The sequence below is a fragment of the Aquimarina sediminis genome (genome assembly GCF_002895435.1).
Classification (GTDB): domain Bacteria; phylum Bacteroidota; class Bacteroidia; order Flavobacteriales; family Flavobacteriaceae; genus Aquimarina; species Aquimarina sediminis.
In genome coordinates, this window is record NZ_POYJ01000002.1 from 365,470 (window position 1) to 385,418 (window position 19,949).

Genomic DNA, 19,949 nt, shown 5'->3' on the forward strand with positions numbered 1-19,949 from the left:
TTTAAACAACTGTTCCACGTGGAACATATATATAAATTATTAAAAACACTACTACTGTTCCACGTGGAACAATGCTAATTTTTCGTCTTCTTTCATTCTCATCTTTATCTCTTCCTCCTTAGTTTTATCCTTGTATCCACAAAAATGTAATACCCCATGCACTAGCACTCTCCTTATTTCCTCATCAAAATTCACCTCGTATTTTAGCGCGTTTTCTTTGACCCTTTCTATGGAGATAAATATATCCCCACTAAGTTTATTACCAATAGTATTATCAAAACTTATTATGTCTGTATATGTATCGTGTTTGAGAAAATCCTGATTGATCTTTAATAAATATTCATCATTACATATGATAAAATTTATTTCTCCCTCAGACTTTTCTTCAGACAAAATCACTCTATTTATCCAAGAAGATAGCTCTGATTCATTAGTAAACTCTGCCTCTGTTTCGTAAAAAAAATTAATCATTATCTATATTAAAATACTTCTGTACTTTCTGTTTGTAATTTTGCCGCAAAGGTAACACTTGTCTGTTTAATATTTCAGTGGTATTAAAATATTGTTTTGCCTTTTCTAATTGCTGTGCATTCTTGTTATCAAACTGAATTTGATTGGTTTTACTTTCTCTTTTTTCTTCTTCCCCTTGTTCGAATGTTGCCTCTTCAAATTTTAATAGTTCATGCTTTAAATTTACCATCCTTCTTAGGGTTTGTTCATTAAAACCTTTCTCTAATAACTCCTGCTCTACCTGTTCCATTTTTCTTAAAAGATTACCGCCAGGTCTACCTCCTAAACCTTCTTTTCTAATCTTATCCTGTAAAGCGTTTCTTAATTGTTGTTGTTGTTTAAATATTTCATACAACTGACCATTCAACTCCTCCTTTTGCATTTGAGATTCTCCTTCGCCTTCCTTACCATTACCGTTTTTTTGACCACCTTTTTTTCCTCCCTTTTTTTCTCCTTGTTCTTTTCCTTCTTCTCCTTTACCTTTATTTTCCTTTCCGCTTTCTCCCTTCTTCTCCTTTCCTTTTTTCATTCCCTCGCCCATCTTCTTATTAAGTTCTTCTTGAGTTTTTATGATATCAGGTAGCTGCATTTCTTGTGAACCACTCTTTCCTTTACTTCCCGCCGCAGACATGCTACTTTGCATTTGATCCAATGTTCTACTTAATAAATAAGCAAGATCATTTGATCCTGTAACCGTGTACTGCTGATTTGCGGATCCTTGAACTATTTGATTTTCTGCCAACCTACCCAAAGCTTTATCAATATTAAATTCTATGTCGGTTAACTTCTTTGTAACACTTTCTGTTATCTGCGGAGTTCGCAATGCAAGTGCATAAAGACTATCGTCTATGTGGATAAAGTTTTCTCGTAAAACACTTTGTTTTTTTAGTTTAGAAGAATAGCTAGGATTATCTATATCTATACCTTTGAACTCCTTCATCAACCCCTCTTGGCTAATTGAAAAATCTACAAGATTATCCAAGATCTGTCTTAGCATTTCCATGTCTTCCTGCTGCTGTTCTGCTCCTCCCATTTGCATTTGCATTCTCATTCCGTTACTCATCTTCTTCATTTTTTGAGCAGCACTTTTTTGATTTTTCTTTGCTTCAGATTTACTCTCCTTTTCTAAATTATCGCTTGCCTTCTCTTGTTCTTTTTTGATTTCATTCTCATCTTCTTTCTTCTGATCAATGTTCATTGGCTTCTTCAAATTCTCGTTTTCCTTTTTAAGGTTATCCATTTCCTTTTGAAAATCTTCGAATTTTTTATTTAAATCCTCCTGCTTTTCTTTTGTATTTTCTTCATCTTTTTTATCTGCCAACTCTTCTTGCTCCTTGGCCAATTTATCCAATTCGTCAATCAACTTTTCTCTTTTCTCCATTACATAATACCTCTTAGTTAACTCTAAAAGCTGCTCTAGATTTTTCTTTAAATTTTTATTTTCTTTTCCTAACTCTTCAAGCTTTTTTGTTAACTCTTCCTTCTTAATTTTTTCAGCCAACCTTTCAATTTCCTCCAGAAGCTTTTCATTCTTTTTTAATCTTTCTTCATTACGCTCCAACCGTTCTTTTAATGCGTCTTTAAATGGTTCTTCTTTCTGCTTTTCTTCAAACTGATTCAGATTGTCCTTAAGCTTCTTTGAAAAATCTTGCATCATTTTTTCTTGCTGTTTCTGCCTATTTAAAAAATCCTCAAGCTTCTTCTTGTCATTAAAATCAAGTCTCTTTTTCTCTTTTTGTGTCCTACTTAGGCTTTCTAATTCTTTTTCCTGCTCCTTAAATTTATCCAATGATTTGTTTAAACCCGAAATAGCTTCGTTCTGTTTTTGTAATAAACTTTTCTCTTTTTCATCTTTAGTCAGTTGTCTAAAATTAAAAACCTGACTTTTTGTGCTTTTATAATTATGAATAATATCGTTATCAAAAACTTCAAAATAAAACTCGTAATTTACCCCTTCTACCAAATCAATATCACCAGGAAAAGCATAAATAAACTCATCAAATTCTGTTTCCTTAATTTTTATATTTTTAATCTGTATATCAGAGGTATTGTCAGAATCATAATATACCATTCTAAGTTTACTCAACCCATAATCATCACTAACTCTTCCAAAAAAATACATTGTTTGATTATCTATAGAGTCCCTTTCTGATTTTAAATTAAGCTCTGGATATTGGTCTTTAATCACATTAAGATTAAAAGATAAGTTGTCATAATTTTTAACATTTTTATTTGATGTAGTAATTTCATAATCCAAGTTTGTGTACACTCTTTTGTTGTACAAAAACCCTTTATTATTTTTCTTAAGAGAAACAACAGAGTCTTTAGTCTTTAATTCTACCTTTTCTGTATTTCTTGTATATACAATCCAACTCACATTTGTTCCTTCAGGTATGGTAGCATTTCCTGAACTTTTTAAAGTTTCATCCCTTTTTTTGGTGTATCCAGGATAATCTAATTTCATTTCAAAATCCAGTAATGCAGGCACAGGAACAACAGACAAATTGTAGGGAATTGAATTTATATCATTAGCACTAATCACAAACTCCACCGATTCTTTTGGTTGAATAAAAGTATATTCGAACTCACCTACTCCGGTGTTTTTTAAATAATAGACCTCCTGATTATAAGCAACTGTTGCATTCTCAGGAACAATATCGCCAACCATTCTTATTTTAAGAACAAAGTCACTATTTTCGTAAGCATTGAGGTTTTTGTTAACAATAAAAAACTGAAATGGTGCTGGAGGCTCATAAGCTACCTCATAATTAACGACTCTTTTATAACTATCTGAAATCCAGTGTGTTTTATTAAATAAAAATAAAACAAAGAAGAGTACTATGGGTATTGCGGCATATTTTAAATATTTACTATTTTTCTTTAAATTAATTGCAAGTTTAAAAGGAATAGGCTTTAACTCTTTTGATTTTTGTTCTATTCCCGCTATTAACAATGCTGAAAAAGATGTACTTTCGTTTAATTGTAACAGGTTAAGTAACCTATCATTTACTTCTGGAAAATGATTGCCGATTATATTCGAAGCCTTTTGATAATCTATCCCCTTTGTAAGTTTAAATAACTTTGCAATAGGTACTAGTATAAATTGTATAAATAATCCTAGTTCTACACTAATAAACAACCAAAACAAAATAGTTCTTCCTAACCTATTTAGCCATAAAAAATTCTCTATTAAAAGTGTTAGTAAAAAATATAGCACTCCAATTGCAAAAAAAAGTATAACTCCCTTAATTAGTTCATTGATGTAGTACTTCCTAATAAACTGTTCTAATTTATTCTTTATGAGTTGAAAATTCTCCATGATCTTAGCTTTCCTATTTCATTAACCTCTAAATCTACAATTTTATTTTTAATAGAATTGTTATATTTATGATAATTCAATCACCTAGAACATAACTTGTTATGAAAGAATTGAAATACTTATTCGCTTATACAATACCTGTTGTAACGATTCTCGGCCTATTATTACAAGGAGTATATACTTACTTAACTCCAATTTATGCATTTTTGATTATCCCTTTATTAGAATTATTCACCGATTCTTCTGAACAAAATTTAGATGATAAAGCAAGATTATCCATTGCAAAAAAGAAGATATTTGATTGGATGTTATATATTAATCTTCCATTGGTTTATGGTATTTTATATTTCACTCTTGTTACAGTCACTTCTACTTCTCTAGCGTTGTATGAAGTTATAGGAATAATTATCTCAACTGGTATTGTACTTGGTGCAAATGGAATTAATGTGGGTCATGAACTAGGTCATCGATTTACCAAAGAAAGATTTATAGGTAAAGCACTATTATTACCCTCATTATATATGCACTTTTATATAGAACACAACTATGGTCATCACCTTAAAGTAGCAACAAAAGAAGATCCAGCAACAGCAAAATACAACCACACTGTATATCAATTTTGGGTAACATCGATCATTGGTCAATATATTAATGCATGGAAAATACAACTAGAGTTATTGAAACACACTAACTCTCATTTTATTTCATTAAAAAATGATATGTTTTGGTACCTCATTATTACAATTCTATACGTATTGACAGTAACAATTTTCTTTAATATTTATGGTTCACTAATAATCACCTTAAGTGCAATTGTTGGGTTCCTACTTCTTGAAACAATTAACTATATAGAACACTATGGATTAACCAGAACAAAAACTGCAACAGGTAGATATGAACGAGTAACAGAGATTCATTCATGGAATTCTAATCATACCATTGGAAGAATTATGCTATATGAGCTTACCCGCCATAGTGATCATCATCATAGGGCGTCCAAAAAATATCAGCTTTTGGATCATCATGATAAGAGTCCTCAATTACCATTTGGATATCCTACTTCTATGGTTCTTTGTTTGTTTCCTCCCCTATGGTTTTTAATAATGAATAAGCGCGTTCCACGTGAAATGAAAAACTTATAAAATAAAGTTGGTTAATTATTAAATCATTTTCTCAAGATATATAAGATTGTATCTTTGCCTTTTATTTGTAAGACTTCATAAAAGCTTAAAAACACGTAATCATGACAAAGGATATTAGGGTACGATTTGCACCTAGTCCCACCGGACCCTTACATATAGGTGGTGTGAGAACTGCATTATTCAATTACCTTTTTGCAAAAAAACACAAAGGAACTTTTGTATTAAGAATAGAAGATACTGATCAAAACAGATATGTACCGGGTGCAGAAAACTATATAAAAGATGCTCTAGAATGGTGTAAAATTCCATATGATGAAGGGCCAGGAAAAGAAGGAGAATTTGGACCATATCGTCAAAGTGAACGTAAGGATTTATATAAACAATACGCTGATCAGCTCATAAAAAGTGGTTTTGCATACTATGCATTTGATACTCCTGAAGCTCTTGAAACAGAAAGAAAAAATCACGAAGCCAATGGAAAAACATTTATATATAATTGGCACAATAGAGAAAAACTAAACAATTCTTTATCTCTTTCTCAAAATGATATAGCCAATAAAATTAGTTCTGGTGAACCATATGTAATAAGATTCAAATCTCCGCAAGATGAAATATTACATCTTACAGATGAAATTAGAGGAGACATAAAAATTGACACCAACACTCTTGATGATAAAATTTTATTTAAAAGTGATGGGATGCCAACCTATCATCTTGCAAATATTGTAGATGATCATTTAATGAAAATTACACATGTAATCAGAGGTGAAGAATGGTTGCCTTCTTTAGCTTTGCATGTATTGTTATATCGTTCATTAGGTTGGGAAGCTCCAAGTTTCTCACATTTACCATTGATATTAAAACCTGTTGGTAAAGGAAAACTAAGCAAACGTGATGGTGATAAACTTGGATTTCCAGTTTTTCCATTGGCCTGGACAGATCCAAAAACTAATGAAATCTCCTCTGGATATCGTGAAGATGGATATCTTCCTGAAGCCGTAATTAATATGCTTGCCTTTCTTGGTTGGAATCCTGGAACAGAGCAAGAACTGTTTTCTTTGGATGAACTAATTAACGAGTTTGATCTAAAACGTGTTAATAAAGCTGGTGCAAAATTTGATCCCGAAAAAACCAAATGGTTTCAACAACAACATTTACAACAAACCGATAATCATCTGTTATCACAACAATTTTTAAGTATACTAAAAGAAAAAAACATTTCAACAACATTAGATGTTGATATCGTTGTTAATGCGGTAAAAGAAAGGGCTGTTTTTGTAAAAGATCTATGGGACCTAAGTCATTTTTACTTCTTATCCCCTACCGAATATGATCCCAAAGCTATTAAAAAAGCCTGGAAAGAAGACACTCCGAATTTAATGCACGAATTAAACAGAATTTTAGATGATATTAGTGATTTTTCGGAAGACAATGTTTCTTCAATTGTAAAAGGTTGGATCACTGGTAAAGAAATTGGTTTTGGAAAAATTATGATGCCTTTGCGTATTGCATTAGTAGGTTCACTTCAAGGTCCTGATTTGTTTCAAATTTCTTCACTAATAGGTAAAGAAGAAACTATAAAAAGAATTAAAAACGCCATAGAAAGCAACTAGTCGTTTTTTTAAATTATATATCAAACGTCATTAATTTGTTTTAAAACTTAGTGACGTTTTTTCTTTTATTAATGTAACATATTGCTAAGTTATTACACTAATAAGATAGTAATCCTAACTATTCTTATAATAGAATATTTATAATTAGGTAACTACAACAATCTTTAAATTATAAACAATCATTTCTAATTTATTAGTACATTGATTTACTAATAGCTTTTAATCTTTTAATCTAAAAACAATGGGCCTATTTTTAATTCCAATAATAATTTTCGGATTTATCATTTTGATATCTGGGATATTTACAGTCAAGCAACAAACCTCTGCAGTCGTAGAACGTTTTGGTAAATTTTTAAGTATAAGAAATTCGGGACTACATTTCAAAATACCAGTTTTTGATCGTATCGCCGGTCGTATTAATTTAAAAATTCAGCAGTTAGATGTTCTTGTAGAGACCAAAACAAAAGACGATGTATTTGTACGTCTTAAAATTTCTGTACAATTTCAAGTAATAAAAGATAAAGTATATGATGCTTTTTATAAACTAGAAAACCCTCATGATCAGATTACATCCTATGTTTTTGATGTTGTTAGGGCCGAAGTTCCTAAAATGAAACTAGATGATGTTTTTGAACGTAAAGACGATATTGCTATCGCCGTGAAACAAGAACTTAATGAAGCAATGGTAAATTATGGTTATGATATTATAAAAACTCTTGTAACTGATATTGATCCAGATTTGCAAGTTAAAGAGGCTATGAATCGTATTAATGCTGCTGAACGCGAAAAAGTAGCTGCCGAATATGAAGCTGAAGCTGAAAGAATTAAAATTGTTGCCAAGGCTCGTGCCGAAGCTGAAAGTAAAAGATTACAAGGTCAAGGTATTGCCGATCAAAGAAGAGAAATTGCTCGTGGTCTTGAAGAAAGTGTTGATGTATTAAACAATGTAGGTATAAACTCTCAAGAAGCTTCTGCCCTAATTGTAGTTACTCAACATTATGATACTTTACAATCTATAGGAGAAGAAACTAATAGTAATTTAATTTTACTTCCTAATTCTCCACAAGCTGGAAGTGATATGTTAAATAATATGATTGCGTCTTTTACTGCTTCAAACCAAATTGGAGAAGAAATGAAAAAACAAAACGCAAAAAAAGGTATTGGTAAAAAACGTGACGAGAATTAAAATTTATAAAATTTATCTAAAAACCCCGAGTAAAAATATTACTCGGGTTTTTTATTTGAGCATTTTTTAAAACAAAAATCAAAAAAGTATCATTTTTTTTAAAAAACTTAAAATAAAACGTTTTTTAGAGTTTTTAATAAAACAACATTAAATCATATTACCCTTTTTCAAAACAGCCTTAAACAGCTTTATACAAAGCCGTTTTTAATAAAAAATAATAATATATTTATCAAAAACAATAAGAATAATTTATACTATAAAAATTGCCTATCTTTACCAAAAAATCGTCCCACATGAAAAATTTCCTTTTTGTTTTCCTTTTTGTTTCCGGAAGTATTTTTTCTCAAAATCTAGATACCTTAAAAGAATTTGCATTAAGAGATGCCAAAGCAACTTCCCAAGCTTCTATAAATAGAAATATTAGTATAATTCTTAAATATACCCATCCCGAAGTTTACAAAGCTTATGGCGAAAAACAACTTATGGATACTATGGATGAAATTTACAGGACCATGGATGCACAAAAAATAAAAATCCTTAGTTCAGAAATAAACGAAGTGACAGAAATAAAAAAAGAAAATAGAGAATATCGTTGTTTAGTAAAAAACACTGTAAAAATGGATTTTAATGGTAGGTATATAACATTAAAAAGTTCACTCTTTGGATTTTATAATAAGAAAAAATCACAGTGGTATTTTGTAGAGTCTAATAAACTGTTGGATGATCCACAAACGAAAGAGTTATTTCCTAATTTTAAAACAGATATAGAAATCCCTTTAGATGAGCATATTGCGGATAATTAATCTCTAATAATCTAATTAAAAAGACGGATAAAAACCTTAATTGATTATAGGTTTTTATCCGTCTTTTTTAATTTATATACCATATTTTGAGGCAATATTTTTAGCCTCTAATTGCAATAATTCGTTTTTATCTTCAATTGCTTTATTTATAAAATCTTTTGCCAATTGATCTGGGGTAAGATCTTTATTTTCTAAGACAACATCTAATGCAATTATGGTAGCAATTCGAGTTCCTGCTTTTTTAACTGCAGTTTCATATAGAGGTACCAACTCATCAATCTCGACAGCCAAAGCCGCTTCTTTGATTTTCGTTTTAAGCACTTCTCTTTTCTCTTCTGGTAGGTTAGTATACTTCTTCCCTGCCCTTTTTATTTCATCAATTGCAGATATAGTTTTTTGTTGTTTTTGAGGTTGTTTTTGAGCATTTGTTTGTACCGAAGTAGGTTTAACCTTGGCCCAAGTATCTCGTAGACCTACAGTTTTATTAAATACTAAAGCGTCATTTTTACTATCCAAGTCAACATTGAAGTATCCTAATCTTTGAAACTGGAACTGATCCAAATGATTGGCATTGGCTAGACTTGGTTCTAAATATCCAGTAATAGTTTTTAGAGAATTAGGATTTAAAAATTCCATGAAGTCTTTATCTTTATGACCGTCTGGTGCTTCATCACTAAATAATCGATCATAAATTCTAACTTCTGCAGAAATTGCATGTTTTATAGATACCCAATGCAATGTACCTTTTACATTTCGTTTAGATTCCTCAGTACCACTACCTGATCTACTTTTTGGATCATAAGTACAATGAATTTCTGTAATACTTCCGTTATCATCCTTTATTACACTTTCTCCTTTTATGATATAAGCGTTTTTAAGACGTACTTCTTTACCTAAAGTTAGTCTAAAGAACTTCTTCCCTGCTTCTTCCTTAAAATCCTCTCTTTCGATGTACAATTCACCAGAAAAAGGTACTTGCCTAGAGCCTTTGGTTACATCCTCTGGATTATTTTCTGCTTCTAACCATTCTTCTTTTCCTTCTGGATAATTGGTAATGATAAGCTTAACAGGATCCAGAACTGCCATTACTCTAGATGCTGTTTTATTAAGATCTTCGCGTATACAAAATTCAAGCAAAGAAACATCTATTACATTTTCGCGCTTAGCAACCCCAACAGTTTCCACAAATTTTCGAATCGATGTAGGAGTATATCCACGTCTTCTTAATCCAGAAATAGTCGGCATCCTTGGATCATCCCATCCGTTAACGATACCTTCTTCAACCAATTTCAGTAGTTTACGCTTACTCATAATCGTATAACTCAAATTTAGTCGGGCAAATTCTCTTTGTTTAGGGCGTATATTTTCTGTATATATTTGATCCAAAAACCAATCATAGAGCTTTCTATGTGGCTTAAACTCTAATGAACATAAGGAGTGCGAAATATGTTCTATATAATCACTTTCGCCATGTGTCCAATCATACATAGGATATATACACCAAGTATCCCCCGTTCTATGATGCGATTTTTTTAAAATCCTATACATCAATGGATCTCTCATCAACATATTGGGATCAGCCATATCAATTTTTGCTCTCACCACATGCTCACCTTCATCAAATGCTCCTTCCTTCATTTTCTGAAATAGCTCCAAATTCTCCTCTATAGATCTATCTCTATAAGGACTATTAGTACCAGGTTCTGTGGTAGTTCCTTTTTGCTCAGCAATGGTTTCGGCAGATTGAGAATCTACATAAGCCTTACCATCTTTAATCAGTTGAACAGTCCAATCATATAATTGTTGAAAATAATCTGAAGAATAACATTCTTTATCCCATTGATATCCTAACCAACTAATATCTTGCTTAATTGCATCGACATACTCTTGCTCTTCTTTTGCTGGATTAGTATCATCAAACCTTAAGTTTACAGGAGCATTGTACCGAAGTCCGAGTCCAAAACTTATACCTATTGCCTTAGTATGCCCAATATGCAAATATCCATTAGGTTCTGGAGGAAAACGAAAACGTAAATTCTCTGTATCTGTCCCAGTAGTAAGGTCTTCTTCTATAATATGCTCAATAAAATTAAGCGGTTTTTTTTCTTCTGACATGTATAATGTAATAAGATACAAAATTACGAATTCTAATGATGCTTAGCTATTGCATCAAAATCTTTAATTTAATTATTTTTTTAAATGTTTTAATTCATTAGAAAAGGGTCTTTGTCCCCCCTTATATTAAGAAAGATTATCTTTACCTTTGCCTAAAAATCCAGTGGGACTTATAAAATTAAAAAATATTAAGGTTTATGCCTATCATGGATGCCTTATTGAAGAAAAAAAGATTGGATCTGATTATAGAGTAGATTTAAAGGTTAAAGCTGATTTATCTCAATCGGCTGTATCTGATCGATTATCAGAGACTGTAGATTATGTTCATCTTAATCATATTGTAAAGGAGGAAATGGCAATTCCCTCTAAGTTACTAGAACACGCTGCAGAGCGCATTTTAGTGAGAATATTGGATGAAATATCTCTGGTTGATAAAGTTATTGTTAATGTATCTAAAATCAATCCTCCTATAGGTGGAAATGTAGAAATGGTGACTATTACCAGAAGTAAGAGTAGGTAGCTAAATCATAAAAAAAACATAAGAATTGTGTTTTAATTGAAAATGATTTAAGAAGTAATCATAAATTTTTTTACATTTGCCTTCCAATCAAAAATTGGGTGTCGTGGCCGAGTGGCTAGGCAGTGGTCTGCAACACCATCTACAGCGGTTCGAATCCGCTCGACACCTCTAAAAATCCTGTACAAATTGTACGGGATTTTTTATTTAAAACTAGATTCGGGTGTTATTCTTTCTATTTCGTCCTGTATTCTTTTTTCCATAGTATCTGGCAAAAGACCTTTCAAAATTAGAAATATACCAAATACAATCATGACTATACTAATCACCCTTTTAATAACATATGTTCTTTTGGGAGTTAACTTTCTTTTTAATCTTTTGGCGAGTAACATCTTAATTAAATCAATAAAAAGATAAGTACCCAGCACCATAATAAAGAAATATACTATTCTGTTAGTATCCATATCTAATTGAGGACCAATAACAATAATGATACTAAGCCAAAACCCTAATACGCCAATATTTATAAAATTAAGTAAGAATCCTTTGATAAACAGCATTATGTAATTATGTTTATTTATAATTTCTACTGAAGTATCTCTAAGTTTATTATAGTTTTTTCTTTCCTGAATAAAAGAAATAACACCATATGTAGATAACAATACTCCACCAAATATAAATAAGGCAGGATCGTCTTTTATTTTTTCTAAAATCTGATTGGTACTAAAATAAGCTATTAGGATAAAGACAACATCTGCAAAAATAACTCCCAAATCTACAGCTAGTGCTGCTCTAAATCCTTTTATTGCCGCTGTTTCCAGAAGTACAAAAAAAACGGGACCTATTAAAAAGGCTAATAAAAAGCCTAATGGTATTGCTGCCTGAGCATCTTGAAACATTGCGTTGAAGCTTATTTGCTACAAAGTTAAAAAAACTAACTAGTTAACTTCAATAATTTTTCCTCCAAAAAGTTTTTGAGTGTCCATTTCTTTTGGATTTCCATAAATTTTTATTGTTCCACCTGCATTAGTATTTGCTTTTACATATTTACTAGCATATATGTTTGCCCTTCCTCCTGCACTAATTTTTACTTGCGTAGTTTCGGTTTTAAGATCTTTGGACATAAATTGTCCACCAGCTTTTACAGTAACTTCTTGTTCTTTAACTTTTCCTTTCAGGTTTAATTCTCCACCTGTTACCGCTCTTGCTATTAATTTATCACTTTCTATGGTTGCAATAATTTCTGCTCCTTCTTGAGCTCTAAGATCTAAGTCTAAAGATTTTAGTGTTTCTTGGACTGTTACTCTTGCACCTTCATTTACATCAATTTTTGATAGATCGCTGTAATATACAGTTACATTGGTATTATTTTCATCCCAAGTATTATTTAATGACATCTTAATTTTTAAAACCTCACCTTTGAGTACAACATCGACTTTTTGTCTTTTTATACCAGAAATTTCTACTTTATTTTCTTCACCATGAATTAAAATCACTTTTATTTTATCAAATACTTTTAACTCACTAAAATCACCAACTTTTTTAGTTACAACATCCTGTGCTTGTCCAAATATTACAGTAAGTAATACAAAAAGAAATACTATTTTTTTCATTGCCCCGCTATTAAATATTAAAATTCTATTGTGCTTTATATCCTTATAAACGGCACTTGATAAGGGTTTATTCTATCTCTTCTCTATTTCCTAATAAGATAAAATCCAAGTGTCTTTTTACAAGATCAGCATTTTTTACTTTTACATACACTTCATCTCCAAGCTGATATACTTTTTTTGTTTGCTCTCCAATAACAGCATATTCATCCTGATCAAAAACATAGTGGTCATCACCTATATCTTTAAGACGAATCATTCCTTCACATTTATTACTAATGATCTCTACATAAATCCCCCATTCGGTAACTCCAGAAATTACACCTAGAAACTGCTCATCTTTATGATCCTTCATAAATTTTATTTGCATAAACTTTATAGAATCTCTTTCTGCACTGGCCGCCAAATTCTCCATACTGCTGCTATGATTGCATTTTTCTTCATATTCTTCTTCGGCAACAGATTTTCCTTTATCTAAATAATGTTGTAGCAAACGATGTGCCATAACATCTGGATATCTTCGAATAGGAGATGTAAAATGTGAATAATACCCAAAAGCCAATCCATAATGTCCAATATTATGAGTTGTATACTCTGCTTTACTCATACTGCGTATGGCTAATGTATCGACTAGATTTTGTTCTTTCTTTCCTTGGACATCTTTTAATAATCCATTTAATGATTTGGTAGTAGTTTTACGATCTCTTAAATCTAATTTATACCCAAATCTTCCAATAACATTTTGTAGTGCTGCTAATTTCTCATCATTAGGCTCATCATGTACTCTATAAATAAATGTTTTTTTTGGTGTTTGTTTTCCTATGAATTCTGCCACTTTTTTATTAGCAAGTAACATAAACTCCTCTATAAGCTTATTAGCGTCTTTAGAAGTCTTAAAAAACACTCCTACGGGCTCGCTATTTTCGTTTAGATTAAACTTTACTTCTACTTTATCAAAAGAAATAGCACCTTCGCCCATCCGTCTGGATCGCATAATCTTTGCTAATTCATCTAATTTAAGTACAGCTTCTGTTATATTTTGATCTGCACTATATGCTTTACCAGTAATAGAAATATCTGCAGGAATTGCATTTTCTCTAGTTTCGATAATATGTTGTGCTTCTTCGTATGCAAATCGTGCATCAGAATAAGTTGCAGTTCTACCAAACCATTGATTTTTTATTTCAGCTTTATCATTTAATTCGAATACTGCAGAAAACGTATATTTCTCTTCATTAGGTCGTAAGGAACAGGCATTATTTGATAAAACCTCTGGTAACATTGGTACTACCCTATCTACCAAATATACTGATGTTGCTCTTTCATAAGCTTCATCATCAAGTTTTGTTCCTGGTTTAACATAATGTGATACATCTGCAATATGAATCCCAATTTCGTAATTACCATTTTCCAAAATCTCAAAAGACAATGCATCATCAAAATCCTTAGCATCTTTTGGATCAATTGTAAAGGTAAGAGTCTGTCTCATATCTCTACGATTCTTAATTTCAGACTCTTGTATAGAGGTGTCTAATGTATTTGCATATTCTTCAACTTCTTTAGGGAATTCATAAGGTAACCCATACTGTGCTAAAATAGAGTGAATCTCTGTATTATGTTCACCTGGTTTACCCAGTACTTTTATTACTTTTCCAAATGGTGAATCGGCCTTTTCTGGCCAATCTTCGAGTTTTACTAACACTTTATCCCCATCTTCGGCATCATAAATTTTATTTTTAGGTATAAAAATATCGGTATACATTCTACCATCTTGCATATTTACAAATGCGTAATTTTTTTGTATTTCAATTACCCCAACAAACTCATCCTTTTTGCGACTTATTATTTTTGAAATTTCACCTTCACTTTTTCCTCTTCGTTTTCTGCGATATATATATACCTCTACTTCATCACCATGTAATGCTTTGTTTAGGTTATTACTAGGGACAAAAATATCATCCTCTAGATCTTCGACAATTACATATCCTGTTCCTTTGGATGTTATTTCTAATATCCCAGTATAAGTATTAATATTAAGTGCAATTTTAAACTTGCCTCTTTCTACTTCTTCAATTTGTTTTTTTGCTGCAAGCTGTGATAGTTTCTTAATAATTTGATTTCTACTACTAGGATCATCTACACCAAACTTTGCTGCAATCTGTTTATAATTAAAAGTTTTATTGGATTCGGACTTTAATATTTTAAGTATTCCTTGTGTGATATTCTCTATTTTGGGCGACTTTTTTCTTCTTCTACTCTTTCTTTTCATTAATATCGATTCTATTTATTTATGCTAAAAGTACAGTTTATCTTTTAACATCTATGGTTTTAGGTTTAAAGTTTTGTTGCTTATTTACGTATATATGTAGTTAAAACTTATAAAATTTAATTTCTATAAAATCAAATCTTTACATTAAAAAAACATCGTAAATACAGTTTTTTTCTTAAAATTTACTTAATTTTAGTACACTAGGAACAAATTTTGATCGTTAAGTATTTGACCCATTATGTATAAAATCAAAAAAATACATAAAATAATCTTACTCTTCATTCTCATATTTATTTTGGGTATATACTCCTTTTCTATATATATTAACAATACTATTGATCAGAAAAAAGAAACTCTAGAAGGATCAGAAATAAATAGCTCTGTAAGAATTGACAGAGAAGCTACACAAATAAATTAGCTTCCTAAATATCTATATATTTCTTCAAAATTAAGAAAAACAATATTGTTTTCAAGTTCTTACTATCTAGAATATTACACTTATTTTGTATATTGTTGATATTCGAACCCAGGGAAGAACTAGTTAAATGAAAGATTTTATTACTATTAAAACATACACCTATCCATTTGAATATGCAATATTAAAACTTCTTCTTGATCAAGAAGGGATTTCTTATTTTTTCGAAAATGAAACAATGATTGGCGTTTTTCCTTTCTACTCAAACGCACTAGGGGGAATCAATTTAAAAGTCCACGAAAAGGATAAAGAAAAAGTACTTCAGATAATAAACGATCTAAATATAAACTCTCATTTAAGAATTGTATAAATTCATATTCTTACATTTTCTATTTTTAATTTTAGTTTTCAACATATATTATATATATCCTTTCTTTTTTTAAAATTTAAAAATAAATAATGATTATTATTATATAGTGTGAATAGCGGTATATCTTTTTTAGATTTTTTTTGGATATTAAGTAAAAGCATATTTTCATAAACATATAAACAAGATATTAATATCCTAATAGCTTGAAAATCTTGTAAAAGTTATATTTAATTAACAGTTGTTAATAGGTTATAAACACATAAGATTCTTTATATAATTATGGTAAAACCGTAGTTTATAACATTAAATTAATACCTGAAAACTTATCCAAAAAAACATGAGTTATAATTTTGATTTCTGCTTAGCATCTCTGTATTCTAATAAAAATTGATATAGCCAAAAAAACTTCCTCAATTTTAGCAACTACTTATCCACATATAGTGTTAACAGAACATTACTAGTTATTAACATTGGGGTAATATTGGGTTAAATTATTGGCTTTTTGGAGTTTACTTTTTTAGATTAAATTATCTTTGCTTTTTATAATGAAATTAATAAAAGAAATGAAAATAGCTATAGGAAACGATCACGCTGGAACTGAATACAAGTTTGCAATTAAAGAGTATTTGGAGTCTGAAAAAGTTGAAGTTGTAAATTATGGAACAAATGAGAATAGTAGTGTAGATTATCCTGATTTTGTGCATCCTGTAGCAAAAGATGTGGATAACACCAAAGTTGATTTTGGAATTTTAATTTGTGGAAGTGGTAATGGGGTTGCTATGACAGCAAATAAATATAAAAATGTTCGTGCAGGTCTTTGTTGGACAAAAGAAATTACCGAATTAACAAGACAGCATAATGATGCTAATGTAATATGTATTCCGGCAAGATTTACATCTATTCCACAGGCATTGGAGATGGTCAAAACATTTTTAGCTACAAAATTTGAGGGAGGAAGACATCTAAATAGAGTAAATAAAATACCTATGTGTATTTAAAATATGACAAAAAATTACGCTCATAATCAATCACACCATAAACTTACAGGGCGTAATTTATTATATTCTATTTTTTTAAATATTGGCATTACCGTTGCTCAGATAGTAGGTGGATTAATTTCTGGAAGTTTATCTTTATTATCAGATGCATTACATAATTTTAGCGATGTGATTTCTTTAATTGTTAGTTATTTTGCTAATAAATTGGTAAAGAAAGAAGCTTCTATCAAAAGAACTTTTGGGTTTAAAAGGGCAGAGATCATGGCAGCGTTTATAAATGCTGCTTCACTTATAATAATTGCGATAATACTCATTATTGAAGCTATAGAACGATTGCAAAACCCACAAGAAATAAGTGCGCGTCTTGTTATTGTATTTTCTATTGTAGCTATTATTGGTAATGGACTGAGTGTATTATTATTAAGAAGAAATAGTAAGGTAAATATGAATATAAGATCAGCTTATGTACATTTATTTACTGATATGTTAGCTTCTGTAGCCGTATTATTGGGAGGATTAATAATAAAGTTTTTCAAGTTATTTTGGATAGATAGTGCATTAACTTTTATAATTGCCATTTATTTGATTATTGTGGGCTATGATCTTTTTAAAAGGTCTTTTAGAGTATTAATGCTATATACTCCGGATACTATTGAGGTAAAAGAAATTGTTAGTGTAATTAATAAATTAGATAAAGTCAAAAGTATTCATCATATTCATGTATGGCAACTTAATGAAGAAGAAACACATTTAGAAGCACATATAGATTTTGAAAACAATATAAAAATATCAGAGTTTGGAGAAATCCTCGATACTGTTAAAGATATAGTTTACAAAAAATTTGGGATTAACCATGTTACCCTTCAACCAGAATATGATAACAAGGATAATAAGGATATCATAGTGCAAGATTAATACATATGGATATTAAATTTGAAATAAAAAGTTTTGATGAACTTACTACTGAAGAACTCTATAATATTTTACGATTACGAGCAGAGGTCTTTGTTGTAGAACAAGATTGTGTATATCAAGATATTGATAATAAAGATCAAAAAGCACTTCATGTGATTGGGTATAAAAATGAACGAGTTATAGCTTATACGAGACTATTTGATGCTGGAAAATATTTTGAAAGAGCAAGTATTGGTAGAGTAGTAGTAGCTGAAGAAGAAAGAAAATATGGTTATGGTCATGATTTAATAAAAGAAAGTATCAATGCTATAGAATCCTATTTTAAAACTAAAGACATTAAAATAGCAGCCCAAACCTATTTAAAAAACTTTTACGAATCACATGGTTTTATAAAGATAGGAGAAGAATATCTAGAAGATGGAATACCACATATAGACATGATCATTGACTAAAATATAAAAGAGCTGTTAGAATATCTCCTATCAGCTCTTTTATAATATTAAGAAAGTACCTCTATTTTAACATATTTTGATATTTTTTTGAGTCATTAAGAATTTCTTGACTTTTGGTCACTTCAGGATTATGTGTTACATAATAGTTATATAATCCTTCGCGATAGAAATAGCGTTTAATAATCTCATCTGTAAGCAAATTAACAATTTCATTCTTATATGTATCCAAAGCATTCTGTTTAGAGACATTAATAGAAGCTATAAGCTCATTGTATGAAGATGTAATGTCATTGTCTAATTTTTCTCGTTTAGCCACTTCTAGGGCTTTTTTAAAGGATTTTTCGGTATTAGTCTCAAAATTAAAATCACTTTTCTTTACAAAACTCTTAAAATCTTCATAATCATTATTAGTAAATTTAAAATCACTTGATTTTTTTAATTGATGTGAATAATAATATTTTGTTCCGTATTCGAAAATAGCATTTGATCTTAATAAGGCAGTTGTGATTTTGCTAAATTTAGATGTTTCTAATTCAATATCCGGTTGTATACCTCCTCCATCATATACTGTTCTACCGTTTTTGGTTTTAAAAGCTTTAAAATCTTGCTCGTCGATTCTCACGGCTTTATTATCCTTATCACGATTCCAATAATCCAGAGCTTGTATGCATCTGCCACTAGGGGTATAATATCGTGATATTGTAATTTTTAATTGAGTACCATATGTTAGCTTTTTTGGTCGTTGTACTAGTCCTTTACCAAAGCTTCTGGCTCCAATCACTATTCCTCTATCTAAATCTTGTATACTACCGGCTACAATCTCACTAGCAGAAGCACTTCTACCATTAACCAATACTACTAGCGGGATTTGAATATCAATAGGATCTCTTTTTGTAAAATATTCTTTATTATATTTTTTTACTACCGATTTTGTTGTCGTAATCAATTCATCTTTTGGGACAAAGATGTTTGTGACATTTATAGCTTCACTTAATAAACCACCTGGATTTCCTCTCAAATCCAGAATTATTTTATCAGCTCCTTTGGCCTTTAACTCTTTTAGTGCATCTATAGTTTCGCTAGAAGCTTTACTATTGAATTTTGATAATACAATATATCCAGTGTTATCTTCTAACAATGTATGATAAGGAACGGCATCTACTTCTATTTCTTCTCTTGTAAGTACTGTAGTTTTTGTTTGCCCCTGTCTTTTGTAAGTAATATCTACTTTGGTTCCACTTGCTCCTTTAAGAAGCTCTCCCGCGTCATCTTTAAAATCTGCAACAACTATATTTCCTATTTGTATAATTTCATCACCAGCTTTAAGACCAGCTTTATCTGCGGGATAATTTTTATAAGGTTCTATGATAATAATTTTGTCTTTTATAGTCTTTACAGAGGCTCCTATACCTGTATACTCTCCTGCATTACGTATTTTTGATGCTTCTACATCCTGTTCATTCCAATATTTGGTATATGGATCTAAATCATCTAACATGGCTTTAATTGCTGTATCCATTAATTCTGCAGGATTGGTTTCATCTACATAGTTCATGTTTAATTCTTTAAACATAGTAGTGAAAATTTCAATCTGTTTGGCAATTTCAAAAAAATCTGATTTAAAACTTACTGTAGAAAGCAAGAGCAAAATGGCGATAGCCGGGTAGATAATTCTCTTTTTCATGGACATATTTTTTAATATTTTAAATAAAAAA

16 protein-coding genes and 1 tRNA gene are annotated in these 19,949 nt (G+C 30.4%); 10 read left to right on the top strand and 7 right to left on the bottom strand.

Annotated elements, in window-relative coordinates; translation table 11 throughout:
• Nucleotides 1–51: 51 nt before the first annotated feature.
• Both ybeY and C1X07_RS05980 read right to left on the bottom strand, forming a co-directional pair.
• A complete protein-coding gene (ybeY, locus tag C1X07_RS05975) occupies nt 52–471 on the bottom strand; it encodes an rRNA maturation RNase YbeY (protein WP_103069080.1) in 420 nt (139 codons plus the stop codon).
• Nucleotides 464–3,829: a DUF4175 family protein gene (locus C1X07_RS05980; RefSeq protein WP_103069081.1), complete on the bottom strand. Its 3,366-nt coding sequence runs from the start codon at nt 3,827–3,829 to the stop codon at nt 464–466. The genes ybeY and C1X07_RS05980 overlap by 8 nt, the downstream gene beginning before the upstream one ends.
• Before the next feature lie 101 nt (nt 3,830–3,930).
• On the opposite strand from C1X07_RS05980, the gene C1X07_RS05985 reads away from it, so the two are divergent.
• The 4 genes from C1X07_RS05985 (at nt 3,931) to C1X07_RS06000 (ending at nt 8,573) form a co-directional block, all read left to right on the top strand.
• The gene (locus C1X07_RS05985) at nt 3,931–4,971 is read left to right on the top strand and encodes an alkane 1-monooxygenase (protein WP_103069082.1); all 1,041 of its coding nucleotides are present in this window, start codon (nt 3,931–3,933) and stop codon (nt 4,969–4,971) included.
• Nucleotides 4,972–5,072: 101 nt separating this feature from the next.
• Complete coding sequence (gene gltX, locus C1X07_RS05990; RefSeq protein WP_103069083.1) at nt 5,073–6,584, top strand: glutamate--tRNA ligase; 1,512 nt, start codon at nt 5,073–5,075, stop codon at nt 6,582–6,584.
• Between the two features lie 241 nt (nt 6,585–6,825).
• Nucleotides 6,826–7,770: an SPFH domain-containing protein gene (locus C1X07_RS05995; RefSeq protein WP_103069084.1), complete on the top strand. Its 945-nt coding sequence runs from the start codon at nt 6,826–6,828 to the stop codon at nt 7,768–7,770.
• A gap of 293 nt (nt 7,771–8,063) precedes the next feature.
• A complete protein-coding gene (locus C1X07_RS06000; RefSeq protein ID WP_103069085.1) occupies nt 8,064–8,573 on the top strand; it encodes a hypothetical protein in 510 nt (169 codons plus the stop codon).
• A gap of 72 nt (nt 8,574–8,645) precedes the next feature.
• Here the strand turns inward: C1X07_RS06000 and C1X07_RS06005 are convergent, their stop codons facing one another.
• On the bottom strand, nt 8,646–10,688 hold the full coding sequence (locus C1X07_RS06005) for a glutamine--tRNA ligase/YqeY domain fusion protein (RefSeq protein ID WP_103069086.1): 2,043 nt from the start codon (nt 10,686–10,688) through the stop codon (nt 8,646–8,648).
• A 163-nt stretch (nt 10,689–10,851) separates the two neighbouring features.
• On the opposite strand from C1X07_RS06005, the gene folB reads away from it, so the two are divergent.
• A complete protein-coding gene (gene folB / locus C1X07_RS06010; protein ID WP_103069600.1) occupies nt 10,852–11,208 on the top strand; it encodes a dihydroneopterin aldolase in 357 nt (118 codons plus the stop codon).
• A 97-nt stretch (nt 11,209–11,305) separates the two neighbouring features.
• Nucleotides 11,306–11,376: transfer RNA gene (locus C1X07_RS06015), tRNA-Cys, on the top strand.
• Nucleotides 11,377–11,408: 32 nt separating this feature from the next.
• Here the strand turns inward: C1X07_RS06015 and C1X07_RS06020 are convergent.
• From C1X07_RS06020 to rnr, 3 genes are all read right to left on the bottom strand, one after another.
• Nucleotides 11,409–12,104 carry a LysE family translocator gene (locus C1X07_RS06020; RefSeq protein WP_103069087.1) on the bottom strand — a complete coding sequence of 232 codons (696 nt, stop codon included), beginning with the start codon at nt 12,102–12,104 and terminating at the stop codon, nt 11,409–11,411.
• A gap of 39 nt (nt 12,105–12,143) precedes the next feature.
• The gene (locus C1X07_RS06025) at nt 12,144–12,818 is read right to left on the bottom strand and encodes a head GIN domain-containing protein (protein ID WP_103069088.1); all 675 of its coding nucleotides are present in this window, start codon (nt 12,816–12,818) and stop codon (nt 12,144–12,146) included.
• Between the two features lie 67 nt (nt 12,819–12,885).
• On the bottom strand, nt 12,886–15,084 hold the full coding sequence (gene rnr / locus C1X07_RS06030) for a ribonuclease R (RefSeq protein WP_103069089.1): 2,199 nt from the start codon (nt 15,082–15,084) through the stop codon (nt 12,886–12,888).
• A gap of 545 nt (nt 15,085–15,629) precedes the next feature.
• On the opposite strand from rnr, the gene C1X07_RS06040 reads away from it, so the two are divergent.
• The 4 genes from C1X07_RS06040 (at nt 15,630) to C1X07_RS06055 (ending at nt 18,234) form a co-directional block, all read left to right on the top strand.
• Nucleotides 15,630–15,869 (top strand): putative signal transducing protein, encoded by a 240-nt coding sequence (locus C1X07_RS06040; RefSeq protein ID WP_103069091.1) that lies wholly within the window; start codon nt 15,630–15,632, stop codon nt 15,867–15,869.
• A 563-nt stretch (nt 15,870–16,432) separates the two neighbouring features.
• On the top strand, nt 16,433–16,867 hold the full coding sequence (gene rpiB / locus C1X07_RS06045) for a ribose 5-phosphate isomerase B (RefSeq protein WP_103069601.1): 435 nt from the start codon (nt 16,433–16,435) through the stop codon (nt 16,865–16,867).
• 3 nt (nt 16,868–16,870) lie between these two features.
• The gene (locus tag C1X07_RS06050; protein ID WP_103069092.1) at nt 16,871–17,782 is read left to right on the top strand and encodes a cation diffusion facilitator family transporter; all 912 of its coding nucleotides are present in this window, start codon (nt 16,871–16,873) and stop codon (nt 17,780–17,782) included.
• Between the two features lie 5 nt (nt 17,783–17,787).
• Nucleotides 17,788–18,234, top strand: a complete 447-nt coding sequence (locus tag C1X07_RS06055; protein WP_206604212.1) for a GNAT family N-acetyltransferase — start codon at nt 17,788–17,790, stop codon at nt 18,232–18,234.
• A 61-nt stretch (nt 18,235–18,295) separates the two neighbouring features.
• On the opposite strand, the gene C1X07_RS06060 is transcribed toward C1X07_RS06055, so the two are convergent.
• Complete coding sequence (locus C1X07_RS06060) at nt 18,296–19,918, bottom strand: S41 family peptidase (RefSeq protein ID WP_103069093.1); 1,623 nt, start codon at nt 19,916–19,918, stop codon at nt 18,296–18,298.
• Between the last annotated feature and the right edge of the window lie 31 nt (nt 19,919–19,949).

Excerpts from the sequence above, each read along its gene's own strand:
- C1X07_RS06060 (WP_103069093.1), bottom strand. The coding sequence starts at position 19,918 with ATGAAAAAGAGAATTATCTACCCGGCTATCGCCATTTTGCTCTTGCTT.
- gltX (WP_103069083.1), top strand. The coding sequence starts at position 5,073 with ATGACAAAGGATATTAGGGTACGATTTGCACCTAGTCCCACCGGACCC.
- C1X07_RS06025 (WP_103069088.1), bottom strand. The coding sequence starts at position 12,818 with ATGAAAAAAATAGTATTTCTTTTTGTATTACTTACTGTAATATTTGGA.
- C1X07_RS06050 (WP_103069092.1), top strand. The coding sequence starts at position 16,871 with ATGACAAAAAATTACGCTCATAATCAATCACACCATAAACTTACAGGG.
- C1X07_RS06005 (WP_103069086.1), bottom strand. The coding sequence starts at position 10,688 with ATGTCAGAAGAAAAAAAACCGCTTAATTTTATTGAGCATATTATAGAA.
- rpiB (WP_103069601.1), top strand. The coding sequence starts at position 16,433 with ATGAAAATAGCTATAGGAAACGATCACGCTGGAACTGAATACAAGTTT.
- C1X07_RS06000 (WP_103069085.1), top strand. The coding sequence starts at position 8,064 with ATGAAAAATTTCCTTTTTGTTTTCCTTTTTGTTTCCGGAAGTATTTTT.
- C1X07_RS05980 (WP_103069081.1), bottom strand. The coding sequence starts at position 3,829 with ATGGAGAATTTTCAACTCATAAAGAATAAATTAGAACAGTTTATTAGG.
- C1X07_RS05995 (WP_103069084.1), top strand. The coding sequence starts at position 6,826 with ATGGGCCTATTTTTAATTCCAATAATAATTTTCGGATTTATCATTTTG.
- C1X07_RS06020 (WP_103069087.1), bottom strand. The coding sequence starts at position 12,104 with ATGTTTCAAGATGCTCAGGCAGCAATACCATTAGGCTTTTTATTAGCC.
- C1X07_RS06055 (WP_206604212.1), top strand. The coding sequence starts at position 17,788 with ATGGATATTAAATTTGAAATAAAAAGTTTTGATGAACTTACTACTGAA.
- rnr (WP_103069089.1), bottom strand. The coding sequence starts at position 15,084 with ATGAAAAGAAAGAGTAGAAGAAGAAAAAAGTCGCCCAAAATAGAGAAT.
- C1X07_RS06040 (WP_103069091.1), top strand. The coding sequence starts at position 15,630 with ATGAAAGATTTTATTACTATTAAAACATACACCTATCCATTTGAATAT.
- ybeY (WP_103069080.1), bottom strand. The coding sequence starts at position 471 with ATGATTAATTTTTTTTACGAAACAGAGGCAGAGTTTACTAATGAATCA.
- C1X07_RS05985 (WP_103069082.1), top strand. The coding sequence starts at position 3,931 with ATGAAAGAATTGAAATACTTATTCGCTTATACAATACCTGTTGTAACG.